This is a genomic window from Citrobacter sp. B72, assembly GCF_016894305.1.
GTDB lineage: Bacteria > Pseudomonadota > Gammaproteobacteria > Enterobacterales > Enterobacteriaceae > Citrobacter > Citrobacter portucalensis.
In genome coordinates, this window is record NZ_CP069801.1 from 3,322,031 (window position 1) to 3,335,590 (window position 13,560).

The following is a 13,560-nucleotide window of genomic DNA, read 5'->3' on the forward strand; positions in this document are numbered from 1 at the left end:
AGATGGCACGCACATTTAAGATCTTATCGCCTACGGCTATCCTGGGTTATGGCTTCCCGGAAGAAAGTTTTCGTAAAGCCATGGAAGAGTCACCGGATCTTATTGCTGTTGACGCAGGTTCCTCCGATCCTGGCCCTCACTACCTGGGGGCAGGTAAACCCTTTACTGACAGGGCCGGTGTGAAACGCGATCTGCGCTATATGATTGTGGCAGGCGTTAAGAACAACATCCCTGTCGTGATCGGCACAGCCGGTGGTTCTGGTGCAGCTCCGCATCTGGAGTGGTGTCGTCAGATAATCCATGAGATCGCGCAGGAAGAAAAACTGTCTTTCTCAATGGCGCTGATTCCGTCTGATGTCGACAAAGAAATCGTTCATCAGGCGCTGGATAACGGCAAAATCACCGCGCTCGATTTTGTGCCTGAACTGACTCACGAGGCCATTGAAGAGAGCACCTACATTGTCGCGCAGATGGGCGTCGAGCCTTTCCAGCGTGCGCTGAAAGCCGGTGCGCAGGTGGTCCTGGGCGGACGTGCCTACGATCCGGCCTGCTTCGCCGCGCTGCCGATTATGCAGGACTTTGATGAAGGTCTGGCGCTTCATTGCGGTAAGATCCTTGAGTGTGCAGCCATTGCCGCCACCCCTGGCTCCGGCTCAGATTGTGCGATGGGAATCATTGACGATAACGGCTTTACGCTGAAGGCGTTCAATCCCAAGCGTAAGTTCACCGAGACTTCCGCAGCAGCGCACACCCTGTACGAGAAGTCAGATCCGTACTTCCTGCCAGGGCCAGGCGGTGTGCTGAACCTGAAGGCATGCACTTTCACCCAGGTTAACGAGGGTGAAGTGTATGTCAGCGGTTCACGCCATGAAGAAACACCGTATGCGTTGAAACTGGAAGGTGCACGCCAGGTTGGCTTCCGTTGCCTGACCATCGCCGGAACACGTGACCCTATTATGATTGCCGGGATTGACACGATTCTTGAAGAGGTACAGGCAAGCGTGGCACGTAACCTCTCGCTGAATGACGACAGTATCCGCATGACGTTCCACCTTTACGGTAAGAACGGTGTGATGGGCAACCATGAGCCGATGAAAACTGCGGGCCATGAACTGGGAATTCTACTGGATGTCGTTGCGCCAACGCAGGATATCGCCAACAGCGTTTGCTCGCTGGTGCGCTCTACCCTGCTGCACTACGGCTATGAAAATCGTATTGCGACTGCGGGCAACCTCGCCTTCCCGTTCTCGCCATCTGATATTCAGAGTGGACCGGTGTATGAGTTCTCGATCTATCACCTGATTGAAGCGAGCGATGCGCTGCGTTTTGATTTCCACATTGAACAGGTGACGCCAGAAGGAGTTCAGGCATGAAACACTCAATTTGTTCACTGGCGCAAGTAATTCGTTCCAAAAACGCCGGACCGTACGAACTGGTTTTAGATATTTTATTTAAAACAAGGGAAGACTATCAGCGGGTAAAAGCCTGCGAGCAATTAACACCGCAGCTTATTGCCGGTTTATATAATGTTGAGCCTGAATTTATTCACAATATCGTCTGGTTCGATCCAGCGAATGCCGTAAAAATCGTCATGCCACGAGATATTATTTCCGGCAACGTCGGTGACAATGATGTTTATGGTGCGCAGCAACACGCTCCATTATTAAGTATTGAGTTCGACTTGTAACAAAAAAACACAATAACAACCATTGGAGCACAGAATTCAGCTGTATCACAGTGCTTCGAATTATTCATGCGGTTGGTCACAACAGGCGTGCGTCTGAGCTGCTGTCCAGGTTCAGGCGCACGCCACCCTACACAATTCCAATTACCAGCCTTTATCCGATGGAGTACACATGAAGAAAATTAGTTTAACGAAGATGATCATATTAGGCCTGATACTCGGCATGATTGCCGGGGTGGCCATAAATAATATGGCCGCGGCTGAAACAGCAAAATCTTATGCAGCAGATATTTCCATTTTCACCACCATATTCTTACGTATGGTGAAAATGATTATCGCTCCATTGGTTATTTCAACTCTGGTTGTAGGTATTGCCAAAATGGGCGATGCCAAAACGCTGGGACGTATATTTTCGAAAACCTTCTTCCTGTTTATTTGCGCCTCTCTGGTGTCAATTGCACTGGGTCTGGTTATCGTTAATATCTTCCAGCCAGGCGCAGGTATCAACTTTGTGCCACATGACGTCGGAGCCGTTGCCGCCGTTAAGTCAGAGCCATTCACGCTGAAAGTATTCATCTCACACGCGGTACCGACCAGTATTGTCGATGCGATGGCGCGTAACGAAATTCTGCAGATCGTCGTGTTCTCAATCTTCCTCGGTTGCAGCCTCGCTGCGATTGGTGAAAAAGCCGATCCTATCGTGAAAGTGCTGGATTCACTGGTGCACGTCATGCTGAAGCTGACGGGTTACGTCATGCTGTTTGCACCATTGACCGTTTTTGCCGCTATTTCAGGTCTGATTGCCGAACGTGGTCTGGGTGTGATGGTTAGCGCCGGGATCTTCATGGGTGAGTTCTACCTGACGCTGGGTATGCTGTGGGCGATCCTGATTGGCCTGTCTACGATGATCGTCGGGCCTTGCATCGCGCGTTTAACGAAATCAATCCTCGAACCCGCTCTGCTGGCCTTTACCACTTCAAGCTCTGAAGCCGCCTTCCCGGGTACGCTGGACAAGCTGGAAAAATTCGGTGTTTCGTCAAAAATTGCCAGCTTCGTTCTGCCTATCGGTTATTCCTTTAACCTGGTCGGTTCCATGGCTTATTGCTCATTTGCCACCGTCTTTATTGCCCAGGCGTGCAACATCGAACTGAGCATGGGCGAGCAAATCACCATGCTGTTGATCCTGATGCTCACCTCGAAAGGAATGGCAGGCGTACCGCGCGCATCAATGGTGGTTATCGCTGCAACCCTGAACCAGTTCAACATTCCAGAAGCAGGTCTGATTCTGCTGATGGGTGTCGATCCGTTCCTCGATATGGGGCGTTCCGCCACGAACGTTATGAGTAACGCCATGGGAGCAGCCATTGTCAGCCGTTGGGAAGGTGAACACTTCGGCCAGGGTTGCCGTGGCTCTGCACCAGTGAAGTCCCCGGAGCAGGAACGTCCGGTTACCGAAACGGAAATCGCTTTGTCCTGACAATAGAACAACAACTAATCGTAGGCCGGATGGCGTCGTGAACGCCCTATCCGGCCTACAGGATAGTTTTCCCAACAACACCAACAGGAATGCATAATGAATAAAACAATTCTCGGCGTGAGTCTCTTTTCTTTCAGCGTCTTGTTTAGCGCAACCACATTCGCGCAAACCACGCCCGACTACGCCAAGCTGATAGAACAGGCTCATCAGAAGTACAAAAGTAACAACGATGGAAAAGTCGCCGACTACATCCCTGCTCTGGCGACCTATAGCCCGAAAAATTTTGCCATCACCATTGCGACGGTGGACGGCAAGATCTACCAGGTTGGCGATGTTAACAAACCTTTCCCAATGGAATCCCTGAGTAAAGTGTTCACCATGGCGCTCGCCATGGAGCAGCACGGTCCTCAGGTAGTGCTGGATAAACTTGGCGCCAATGCCACCGGTATGCCATTCAACTCAGGTTTAGCCGTTGAACTGACCAAAGGCGCGCCTGAAAACCCTCTGGTAAACGCCGGGGCCATGAGCACCGTTAGCCTGATCGAAGCCAAAGACAAAACCGATCGTTGGAACAAAATCCTCGACAACCTGAACGTCTGGGCCGATGCCACTCTCACCGTGAACGAACCGGTTTTCAAATCTGAAATGGAAACCAACCAGCACAATCAGGCGCTGGCCAAGCTGATGGAATCCTATAACAGCTTCTATGGCAACACTGACGAAGCCGTTGAAATTTATACCCGCCAGTGCTCGGTGGATATCACCGTTGAGCAACTGGCCAAAATGGGTGCCGTACTCGCGAACAAAGGCAAATCTCCGTTCAACGGTAAACAGTTGCTGAATGAGAAATATGTTCCGCAGGTGCTGGCAGAAATGGCAATTGCCGGGCTTTACGACGGTAGCGGTAAATGGCTGTACACCGTTGGCATCCCGGCGAAAAGCGGCGTCGGCGGCGGCATGGTTGCCGTTGTCCCAGGTGAATATGCGATTGCGGTCTATTCTCCGCCGCTTGATGAAGCCGGAAACAGCGTTCGTGCCCAGAAAACTATCGAATATGTCGCCGAAGCGACAAAAGCCAATGTCTTTTTAGCCAAATAACTTTACGCCGGATGGCGCTTCGCTTATCCGACCTACATCAATGCGTTAATCGTAGGCCGGATAAGCGAAGCGCCATTCGGTAAACAACACGAAGAGGTGAGAAGTAAACATGTCTAAACCATTTGTCTGGCAGGAACTCTTTGTTCAGAGTAAAGATAGTACCGAGTATGAATTACTTAGTAACCAGCACGTTACGGTAACGGAGTTAGACGGAGAGGAAGTGATCAAGGTTGCACCGGAAGCGTTAACCTTGTTAGCACAGCAGGCGTTTTATGAGGCTTCATTTTTCCTGCGCGCCGGACATTTAAAACAGATTGCCAGCATTTTGCACGACCCACAGGCCAGCAGTAACGATAAGTACGTCGCATTGCAGCTGCTGCGCAATGCAGAGGTTTCAGCTAAAGGCGTTCTGCCCAACTGCCAGGATACCGGGACGGCAACCATTGTGGCCAGCAAAGGACAACATGTCTGGACCGGCGGCGATGACGCAGAAGCATTAAGCAAAGGCGTGTATTCCACCTTTACCGAAAACAACCTGCGTTACTCACAAAATGCCCCGCTGGATATGTATACCGAGGTCAATACCCAGACCAACCTGCCCGCACAAATCGATATTAGCGCCACCCCAGGTAACGAATACCGTTTCCTGTTCGTCAATAAAGGTGGCGGCTCAGCTAACAAAGCGGCGCTGTACCAGGAAACCAAATCCATTCTACAGCCGGAAAAACTCACTGCGTTCCTGATCGAAAAAATGAAATCACTGGGTACAGCCGCTTGTCCGCCGTATCACATCGCTTTTGTGGTTGGGGGCTTATCCGCCGACCAGGCGCTGAAAGCCGCCAAACTGGCTTCAACCAAATATTACGATAATCTACCCACCAGCGGGAACGAGCTGGGCCAGGCGTTCCGTGATACGGCGCTGGAAGCCGAGTTGCTCAATGCCAGCCGCGAGTTTGGCATCGGGGCACAGTTTGGCGGCAAATACTTTGCCCACGATATCCGCGTGATTCGCCTGCCGCGTCACGGCGGCTCCTGCCCAATCGCGATGGCCCTCTCCTGCTCTGCCGACCGTAACATTAAGGCCAAAATTAATAAACACGGTATCTGGCTGGAGAAACTCGAGCATAATCCAGGCAAATTCATTCCTGATTCTCACCGGATAGAAAACGGCGCTCAGACCGTACAACTGGATCTGAACCGTCCGCTGCGCGACATCCTGCATGACCTTTCCGCTCTGCCCATTGGTACACGCCTGTCGTTAAGCGGCCCGATTGTTGTCGCTCGCGATATCGCCCACGCGAACATCAAAGCGCGACTGGATAACGGCGAACCGATGCCGGAATACATGAAAAAGCATATCGTTTACTACGCGGGTCCCGCCAAAACCCCGGAAAATCAGGCTTGTGGCTCAATGGGGCCCACCACCGGCGGGCGCATGGATGGGTATGTCGATGCTTTCCAGGCACAAGGTGGCAGCCTCATTATGCTCACCAAGGGTAACCGTAGCCAGCAGGTCACTGATGCCTGTCACAAACACGGTGGATTTAGCCTCGGCAGCATTGGCGGTGCAGCAGCCCTGCTGGCGCAGCAGTACGTGAAAAGCCTGCAGTGCCTTGAATATCCCGAACTGGGAATGGAAGCCGTATGGATGATGGAAGTTAAAAATATGCCGGCCTTCGTGTTAGTCGACGACAAAGGTAATAACTTCTTTAGTCAGTTTGAGCAGCAGCATCGCTGCGCAACCTGTCCGGCAGGGCATTAAGGAGTTTCCATGGAAGCGCGCGCCAATAACGACAGACACCGTCAGCGTCAGCAGAAGCTGAAAGAGCAGGTTGATACCCGCGTAGCGGCGGCAACGGAGAAGAAAGGGATCCTGATTGTCTTCACCGGCAACGGAAAAGGAAAATCCACCGCAGCCTTTGGCACAGCAACGCGCGCAGTGGGTCACGGAAAAACCGTTGGCATCGCGCAGTTTATTAAAGGTCAGTGGGATAATGGCGAGTACAACACCCTGCAACCACTCGGCGTTGAATTCCATATTATGGGCACCGGGTTTACCTGGGAAACCCAAAACCGGCAAGCGGATATCGAGGCGGCAACGGTTGTCTGGCAGGAAAGTAAGCGCATGCTGGCTGATGCGCATTACGATCTAGTGGTGCTGGATGAACTCACCTACATGCTTGCTTACCACTATCTGGATACCCAGGAGGTTATCAGCGCCATCGAAAATCGCCCTGCCGGTCAGAGCGTTATCGTAACAGGACGCGGATGCCACACACTGTTGCTGGAACTGGCCGATACGGTCAGTGAAATTCGCCCGGTCAAACACGCGTTTGACCGCGGTATTCAGGCACAGATTGGGATCGACTGGTAGCCGTTTTTTGCCGGATAACGATGCTAACGCGTCTTATCCGGCCTACCCATCGTTGTAGGCCTGATAAGGCGCAAGCCATCCTCAGGCAGCCGATACCACGGACTTACTGAGCAACCAGTTACGGAAAATCTGTAAATGCTCGGATTCCGATTTCTCTTCACGCCACGTCATAATAAATCGATTCCCGGTACGCATTGGAACATCGCAAGGAATGACCATATCACCGCTGTCCAGATCGTGCTGAATGGCAAAACGTGGGAGCAGCGCAACGCCCAGATTAGAGCGGACCGCCGCGATCAGCATCGATAACAAATCAAATCTCGGACCTTTATTCACCAGCGGACTGCTGACATCTGACAGCGCAAACCACTCCTGCCACCCTTTGATGCGCGTGCTTTGGTGCAAGAGCGGAAATTCGTTTAGTAATTCGTTCACCGCCAGTTTTCGTTCCGGTTCGGCCAGCAAACAGCGGCTGCAAACCGGCAGAATTTCCTCTTCAAACAGGTACTCAACCCCTGACCATGGAGAATAAAAGTCTTCGCGCATGATTGCCGCGTCATACTCTCGATTGAGAAAATCACCAATATTCGCCAGGGAATGAATGTTCACGATAATATCAGGATTAAGTTTGTTAAATTCACGCAGGTTTGGGATCAGCCAGTGCGTGCTGAACGTCGGATTCACCGCCAGCTCAATAACCTGTACCGTCGGCTGCCAGGTCATTATCGTCGTCGTATCTCGTTCAAGTTTATTTAACGTTTCTTTAACGATACTTAAATAGTGTTTACCGGCCGCATTTAAAAAAATGCGTTTTTTGGCATGATTAAATAGCGCGGTATTGAGAAAATCCTCCAGTGCATTTACCTGGCGGAAAACAGCACTTTGTGTTAAAGCCAGCTCTTCAGCTGCCCGAGTATAACTTTCGTGACGCGCAACAACTTCAAAAGTTACCAGCAACTCCGTCTTGGGTATTTTTCCTCTCATAACCTCTTCCATATGCAGCGTACAAAAATAGTTTAATTTATAAAAAATAATTCAAGCTACCCAGATAAGCACCGAGAGTTATATTTTATTTCATCCATTAATGTCATTGATCCAATCCATGATTTACTCACACTGATGGCGGATAAATATTAACCAATAATACTCAAGAGCAGCAATAAACACAATTTAAATAAGGTTAAACCTAAGCAAATGGTGCCAATAAGTTCTTAATAATTTTTCAAGTTATCTTGTTTATTGCAGAAAAAACTTTGCGAGATTAATCAATATTATCAGTGCGATAATTTTGGATAATTTCACGTTATAACTTACGGGCAAACGACTGCTTTTTATCATTCCTTGATGTAGTTTCTGCCTTTTTTTGATCGATGTGATAAAGGACACAATGTGAAAACTTTCGGAAAGGTCTGGCTCGTTGGTGCAGGTCCCGGTGATATTTCATTACTTACCCTCAAAGCAATGATGTGCATTAAACAGGCTGATGTCATTATTTACGATCGGCTGGTCAATCCTAAAATTTTGGAATGGGCATTACCTGATTGTCTTCTTATCAATGTCGGCAAAAACCCAGGTTTCCATTGTGTACCGCAGGATGAAATCAATGCACTGCTTGTCCAGTATGCCCAAACGCACAATAATATTGTGCGTCTGAAAGGCGGCGATCCGTATGTTTTTGGACGTGGGGCTGAAGAAGTTGAGGATCTCGTCGAGACGGGCATCCCGTTTGAAGTCGTGCCGGGTATCAGCTCAACCATTGGTGGCCTGACCTATGCCGGGATTCCGGTAACACACCGCGATTTCGCCTCGGGATTTCACGTGGTAACCGGTCATACGCGGGAGGGCAACCAACAGCAGGACTGGCGTCAGCTGGCCAAACTGAATGGTACGCTGGTTATCGTCATGGGTATCGCCAATCTGGCGTTTATCTGTGAGGAATTATTGATGGGTGGAAAATCAGCAGATACGCCTGCAGCGCTAATTATGTCCGCCACCCGGGATAACCAACGCCGACTGACCTGTACGCTCGGTTCACTACTGAGCAAGGCGCAAGAAGCTAACATTCTCCCCCCTGCGCTGATAGTGATTGGTGATGTGGTAACCCTGAGTGATCGGCTCTCTTTTATCCCTGAAGCCATTACGCTGCCAGAAAACCTTTACTGCGACAGTCTGGCATGACGAAAAGACTGGGGCGACGTTTGATGCGCCGCCCGGAAAACGCGGCAAAAGTAACTGGTTTGTGCGTATTGGAGTTTCCGGGCAATGCTGTCTATTGAATGAACGGGATCGTGCAATAACTCCCCCGCTTTTTGCATTTTTTTCTGATTCACCCAGGTTTTAAAGTTAACGCCCTGTCGTTTCTTAAAAAAACGGCTGAAATAGTTTGCGCTTAAGCAAACGTGAGCTGCTACGGATTCCAGTGATAATTCACTATATAAATTCTCATCAATATAACGCAACGCTGCCAGAAGCTTTTTCTCGTGTCGGGAAGGCTCTGTAAAATAATGACGCATGTAACTGGTCGGCGGGATAACAAACTCATCAGGTTGTTGCTGTTCTGTCTCAAAATTATCAACAATAAAATTTAATAAATTAGCTGATGCCACCAGTGTATTATTATCGACTACCGCCACCTGACTCCATTCAGCTTTTATTTTTGGTTCATCCATCCATGAGCATTCATTATCAATAACGATAGTTTTATATTCCTGATATTTTGCCCGCACCTGCCCACAGAGCATAAAACCGTACAGATGCCCATCGCGAATTAATGGCATAGAAAACAGACTTAGCCCTGCGTGGCAGCTGAGTATTCTGGGTTTAAGGTGTTTTAACCCTTCAAAAGCACAATATTTTTCACACTTTTGACAACTCGTACAATATCGTTCATCCGCCCGCATTAATGTGCAGAACGAATTAAAGTTATGGCAATCCGAGAGAGTTTTTCCGTTAACATCAACCACAACCGTGGCTAATCCAGTCGCACTGGAGAATACTTTTGCTATCGAGAAAAAACGTTGTAGATAATCATCCTGGATTTTCAACGACACGGTATCCTCCGGCATTAATGAAATTAAAGCCGGTAATATGCAGAAATTAATCAAGAGAAAGAATGATGCTCACCGCAAAAAATAATCTCATTTATGCAGATGATTATGATCAATTGGCAAGAGAGTTAAAGCGACCTCGATAATACTCCGCTGCATACTACTGACTTCGCTTTCTCAAAGATTAACGAATCTTCACACTCTCTTGTGAGACTCTTTTCGCAACACCAAACATCTTTATCCATTATTTTCAATAGATTACTCATTTTTACTGTGAATCAATGATGTGCTTATTTGTGATAATCATCATGTGAATGTGAAAGTCCCTCCTGAATAATATGTTCAATTAGCAAACAATCTGAACGGAGTTGATCCATGGCCGTCACCACAGGCGTTATCGCCGACGATTTCACCGGCGCAACGGACATTGCAAGCTTTATGGCGCAGCAGGGGTGGCGCGTTGCACTCCTGCCCGGAATGCCTGATACCACTCAATGGTGGAATGAAGAGGTTGACGCTATCGTCATCTCGCTGAAAAGCCGCTCATTACCCGCAGCACAGGCCATCGCACAATCTCTGTCCTGTGCCCGCTGGCTGAAACAAAAGGCAGGTGTCCGCCAGATCTATTTTAAATATTGTTCGACGTTCGACTCCACGCCAACAGGCAATATTGGACCGGTCAGCGATGCGTTGATGAACGACCTGCGTACACCCGTGATCGTCCACTGCCCCGCCCTGCCGCAAAACGGGCGCACGGTGGTGCATGGCCATCTTTTTGTAAACGGCGTACTGCTTAACGAATCCGGGATGGAAAAGCATCCGCTTAATCCTATGACCGATGCCAGCCTGCCGCGCCTGTTGAGCGCGCAAACGCCAGGCAAGGTTGGTTGCATCAACCTCACGACGCTGCGTCAAGGTGTGGAAGCGGTCACTGACGCTCTGGCCCAACTTCAGGCTGAAGGTACGCGTCACGTTATCGTCGATACGCTGGATGAAGCAGATCTCACCACGCTGGCGCAGGCACTCCATGCCAGCCCTCTGTTAGCCGGGGGCTCCGGGCTCGGTGGCGCACTGGCCGCCTGCACAGGAACTCAGCAAACCATGCCGCCGGACGCTTTTCCACTACCCGCTAACACGGTGGTGTTCTCCGGTAGCTGTTCTGCAATGAGTAATCGTCAGGTCAATCGCTATAAGGCCGCAGCAGCCTCTCGTGTACTCGACGTGGCCCGCTGCCTGTCTGATACAGAACGCTACACTGATGAACTGTGTGCCTGGGCGATGACGCATATCAACGACCCATTCGCGCCGATGATATACGCCACCCAGCCGCCAGACGTACTCCAACTCATTCAACAAGAGTACGGCGAACAGACTGCCAGCCAGGCGATCGAACACGCTTTTTCCCGACTGAGCGCAAAGCTACAAGTTGCAGGTGTAAACACCTTTATCGTCGCAGGCGGAGAAACATCCGGCACCGTGGTAGAGGCACTGCAGGTGAAGCGTCTGTCCGTTGGCAAAGCCATTGCGCCTGGCGTGCCGTGGGTATTTTCCTCCGGTCTGGCGCTGGCGCTGAAGTCAGGCAACTTTGGTGACGAAGATTTCTTTTTTACAGCCCAGGAGTACGCATTATGAATCCGGTGAGTGAACACCAACTACGCGAACTACTCGTCCACTATGGCCGTTCCTTGTTTATGCGTGGTTACAGCAGCGGCGGCTCCGGCAACCTCAGCGTCAAATTGCCGGATGGCGGCTATCTGGTGACCCCGACCAACTCCTGCCTGGGTGAGCTTGATCCTGCCACGCTAAGTAGGCTGGATGCCAACGGCGTGCATCTTAGCGGCGACAAACCGTCAAAAGAGGTGCCCATGCATTTGGCGTGGTATCGGCATCGGCCATCCTGCGGCGCGGTTGTGCACCTGCATTCTCCATGGCTGACCGCGCTCTCCTGTCTGCCTTGCTCCACACCAGAAAACTGTCTACCGCCACTAACGCCATACTATGTGATGCGCGTCGGACAGCTACCGCTGCTGCCTTATTTCAAGCCCGGTCATGAAGGCATTGCCAGCGCATTGAGTGAAATCGCGGCAGATCATACGGCTGCGTTGCTGGCCAATCACGGGCCGGTAGTAAGCGGTCGCTCGCTGCGTGAGGCGGTGTTTAACGCCGAGGAACTGGAAGACAGCGCCCGCATCTGGCTGACATTAAAACCGCTCGGCTATGTTCCGCTCTCAGAAGAGGCGGTGGCCGAACTTGAACATTCCCGGCAAGCGTGAGGTGACATGATGATCCCCGAGCAACGACGTGATTTTATCTACCGCTACGTGCACGAAAAAAATGCCGCCTCATTTAATGAACTGGCAGATCTAATGAGCGTGTCGCATATGACCGTACGTCGCGACATTCAGTTGCTGGAAGAAGAAGGCAAAGTTATCGCCATTAACGGCGGCGTGAAGCTCAATAACCTGCTGAAATCCGAACTGCCGTGGCGGGAAAAAGCCGAGTTGAATCATGATGTGAAGCGCAAAATGGGCCAGCTCGCCGCAATGCTCATTGAGCCCGGACAAACGCTGTATCTGGATGCCGGAACGTCGTTGTTTGAAGTGGCGAAAGCGGTGGCCGCCAGCCACTGTTTCAATCTGACGGTCGTCACCAACGATTTTTCCATCAGCCACTATCTGATGGATATGCCACACATTACGCTCTATCACACCGGCGGTCTGGTGGATCAGCGTAACCGCTCATGTCTTGGCAAAAGCGCCGCCAGTTTTCTGCGCACCATTAATATTGATGTGGCGTTTCTCAGTTCATCGTCGTGGGATACCGAGCGCGGCATGTCGACACCGAGTGAAGGGAAAGCCTCGGTCAAAGAAGCGGTACTCACCGTCTCCCGGCGTCGGGTGCTGGTCTGCGACAGCAGTAAGTTTGGCAAATACGGCATGTTCCACATCTGTGGGCTGGAGCAGTTAACCGACATTATTTCTGATAACCGGTTACCGGAAAATGCGCAGCAGACTATTGCCAGCCAGGACGTTAAGCTGCATCTGGTTGATGGCCGGGAGGGTGCACGCCATGCTGAAGTTAGCGGCTAACCTCGACTGGTTATTTACTGATTTACCGATAGAGGGTCGATTTCAGGCGGCAAAAGCAGCCGGTTTTCGCGGCGTAGAAGGGCTGTTTCTCTGGCAGCACCCGCTGGAGCATTTGCGGGCCGCTCAGCGGGAAACTTCTCTGCCGGTGGTGCTAATGAACGCCCCGGCTGGCAACTGGGCACAGGGTGAACGGGGACTCACTGCATTGCCCGGTCGAGACCAGGAATTTCATCACAGCCTGAACGTGGCGCGAGATTACGCCACGGCGCTGGGCTGTCGCCGGGTTCACGTTATGTCCGGCTTGCGCTGCAATGACCTGACGCTGCACGCCCAGCGCGACCTCCTGACGAATCGACTGCGCATCGCCTGCGATGTGATGGCAGACGCGGAAATCGATGTACTGATTGAACCATTAAATTCGCAGGATATGCCCGGTTATTTTATTGACAGTTTCCCGCTGGCTGAATCTATCATTCACGAGGTTGGTAAGAAGAATATCGGCTTACAGTTTGATATTTACCACTGTCAGAAAACTCATGGCAACGTGGCGAAAAATATCGAACGCTATTTTACCCTTATTAAACATTTTCAAATCGCTTCTGTTCCTTATCGCCATGAACCGGGAACCGGGGAGTTAAATGAAGCATGGCTATTTAATTTTATAAGAAAAATGAATTACCAGGACTGGATTGGCTGTGAATATCAACCGTCAACATCAGGGCCGGAATCATTACGCTGGATAACGCCTTACCTATAATTTTAATATCTCTATCTCTGTACCGGAGGAAAAA

12 protein-coding genes and 1 pseudogene are annotated in these 13,560 nt (G+C 50.6%); 11 read left to right on the forward strand and 2 right to left on the reverse strand.

Annotation, left to right across the window (positions count from 1 at the left end; translation table 11 throughout):
• The first annotated feature begins 2 nt into the window (after positions 1–2).
• The 6 genes and pseudogenes from JQN59_RS15915 (at position 3) to cobO (ending at position 6,633) form a co-directional block, all read left to right on the forward strand.
• Positions 3–1,373: an acyclic terpene utilization AtuA family protein gene (locus JQN59_RS15915; RefSeq protein ID WP_149608208.1), complete on the forward strand. Its 1,371-nt coding sequence runs from the start codon at positions 3–5 to the stop codon at positions 1,371–1,373.
• Positions 1,370–1,687, forward strand: a complete 318-nt coding sequence (locus JQN59_RS15920; RefSeq protein ID WP_003831425.1) for a DUF4387 domain-containing protein — start codon at positions 1,370–1,372, stop codon at positions 1,685–1,687. Before JQN59_RS15915 ends, JQN59_RS15920 begins: the two co-directional genes overlap by 4 nt.
• Positions 1,688–1,856: 169 nt before the next feature.
• Positions 1,857–3,138, forward strand: a pseudogene (locus JQN59_RS15925) (dicarboxylate/amino acid:cation symporter); the annotation flags it as partial.
• 119 nt (positions 3,139–3,257) lie between these two features.
• Positions 3,258–4,259 carry a glutaminase A gene (glsA, locus tag JQN59_RS15930; protein ID WP_032942734.1) on the forward strand — a complete coding sequence of 334 codons (1,002 nt, stop codon included), beginning with the start codon at positions 3,258–3,260 and terminating at the stop codon, positions 4,257–4,259.
• A gap of 109 nt (positions 4,260–4,368) precedes the next feature.
• Positions 4,369–6,021, forward strand: a complete 1,653-nt coding sequence (locus JQN59_RS15935) for a class I fumarate hydratase (RefSeq protein ID WP_128316869.1) — start codon at positions 4,369–4,371, stop codon at positions 6,019–6,021.
• A gap of 9 nt (positions 6,022–6,030) precedes the next feature.
• On the forward strand, positions 6,031–6,633 hold the full coding sequence (gene cobO / locus JQN59_RS15940) for a cob(I)yrinic acid a,c-diamide adenosyltransferase (RefSeq protein ID WP_003022939.1): 603 nt from the start codon (positions 6,031–6,033) through the stop codon (positions 6,631–6,633).
• Positions 6,634–6,714: 81 nt separating this feature from the next.
• Here the strand turns inward: cobO and JQN59_RS15945 are convergent, their stop codons facing one another.
• Positions 6,715–7,617 carry a LysR substrate-binding domain-containing protein gene (locus JQN59_RS15945; RefSeq protein WP_003022936.1) on the reverse strand — a complete coding sequence of 301 codons (903 nt, stop codon included), beginning with the start codon at positions 7,615–7,617 and terminating at the stop codon, positions 6,715–6,717.
• A gap of 405 nt (positions 7,618–8,022) precedes the next feature.
• On the opposite strand from JQN59_RS15945, the gene cobA reads away from it, so the two are divergent.
• On the forward strand, positions 8,023–8,811 hold the full coding sequence (gene cobA, locus JQN59_RS15950) for a uroporphyrinogen-III C-methyltransferase (RefSeq protein WP_003831416.1): 789 nt from the start codon (positions 8,023–8,025) through the stop codon (positions 8,809–8,811).
• Here the strand turns inward: cobA and JQN59_RS15955 are convergent.
• Positions 8,790–9,683 carry a PocR ligand-binding domain-containing protein gene (locus tag JQN59_RS15955; RefSeq protein ID WP_048226070.1) on the reverse strand — a complete coding sequence of 298 codons (894 nt, stop codon included), beginning with the start codon at positions 9,681–9,683 and terminating at the stop codon, positions 8,790–8,792. The two genes, cobA and JQN59_RS15955, sit on opposite strands and share 22 nt — an antisense overlap.
• 372 nt (positions 9,684–10,055) lie before the next feature.
• Here JQN59_RS15955 and otnK point away from each other — a divergent pair, with 372 nt between their 5' ends.
• Genes otnK through JQN59_RS15975 form a run of 4 tightly spaced genes read left to right on the forward strand, consistent with a single transcriptional unit; the run spans position 10,056 to position 13,526 of the window.
• Entirely contained in the window at positions 10,056–11,312 is a 1,257-nt protein-coding gene (gene otnK, locus JQN59_RS15960) for a 3-oxo-tetronate kinase (protein ID WP_149608209.1), read from the forward strand.
• A complete protein-coding gene (otnC, locus tag JQN59_RS15965; RefSeq protein WP_008784146.1) occupies positions 11,309–11,953 on the forward strand; it encodes a 3-oxo-tetronate 4-phosphate decarboxylase in 645 nt (214 codons plus the stop codon). The genes otnK and otnC overlap by 4 nt, the downstream gene beginning before the upstream one ends.
• A gap of 6 nt (positions 11,954–11,959) precedes the next feature.
• Positions 11,960–12,769, forward strand: coding sequence for a DeoR/GlpR family DNA-binding transcription regulator (locus tag JQN59_RS15970; RefSeq protein ID WP_188110117.1), 810 nt, complete (start codon positions 11,960–11,962; stop codon positions 12,767–12,769).
• The gene (locus JQN59_RS15975; RefSeq protein WP_149608210.1) at positions 12,750–13,526 is read left to right on the forward strand and encodes a hydroxypyruvate isomerase family protein; all 777 of its coding nucleotides are present in this window, start codon (positions 12,750–12,752) and stop codon (positions 13,524–13,526) included. The genes JQN59_RS15970 and JQN59_RS15975 overlap by 20 nt, the downstream gene beginning before the upstream one ends.
• The last annotated feature ends 34 nt before the right edge of the window (positions 13,527–13,560 follow it).

What these genes read in the sequence shown, in the direction of transcription:
- cobO (WP_003022939.1), top strand. Translation starts at nt 6,031, where the DNA reads ATGGAAGCGCGCGCCAATAACGACAGACACCGTCAGCGTCAGCAGAAG.
- otnK (WP_149608209.1), top strand. Translation starts at nt 10,056, where the DNA reads ATGGCCGTCACCACAGGCGTTATCGCCGACGATTTCACCGGCGCAACG.
- glsA (WP_032942734.1), top strand. Translation starts at nt 3,258, where the DNA reads ATGAATAAAACAATTCTCGGCGTGAGTCTCTTTTCTTTCAGCGTCTTG.
- otnC (WP_008784146.1), top strand. Translation starts at nt 11,309, where the DNA reads ATGAATCCGGTGAGTGAACACCAACTACGCGAACTACTCGTCCACTAT.
- JQN59_RS15945 (WP_003022936.1), bottom strand. Translation starts at nt 7,617, where the DNA reads ATGAGAGGAAAAATACCCAAGACGGAGTTGCTGGTAACTTTTGAAGTT.
- JQN59_RS15970 (WP_188110117.1), top strand. Translation starts at nt 11,960, where the DNA reads ATGATGATCCCCGAGCAACGACGTGATTTTATCTACCGCTACGTGCAC.
- JQN59_RS15935 (WP_128316869.1), top strand. Translation starts at nt 4,369, where the DNA reads ATGTCTAAACCATTTGTCTGGCAGGAACTCTTTGTTCAGAGTAAAGAT.
- JQN59_RS15920 (WP_003831425.1), top strand. Translation starts at nt 1,370, where the DNA reads ATGAAACACTCAATTTGTTCACTGGCGCAAGTAATTCGTTCCAAAAAC.
- JQN59_RS15915 (WP_149608208.1), top strand. Translation starts at nt 3, where the DNA reads ATGGCACGCACATTTAAGATCTTATCGCCTACGGCTATCCTGGGTTAT.
- JQN59_RS15975 (WP_149608210.1), top strand. Translation starts at nt 12,750, where the DNA reads ATGCTGAAGTTAGCGGCTAACCTCGACTGGTTATTTACTGATTTACCG.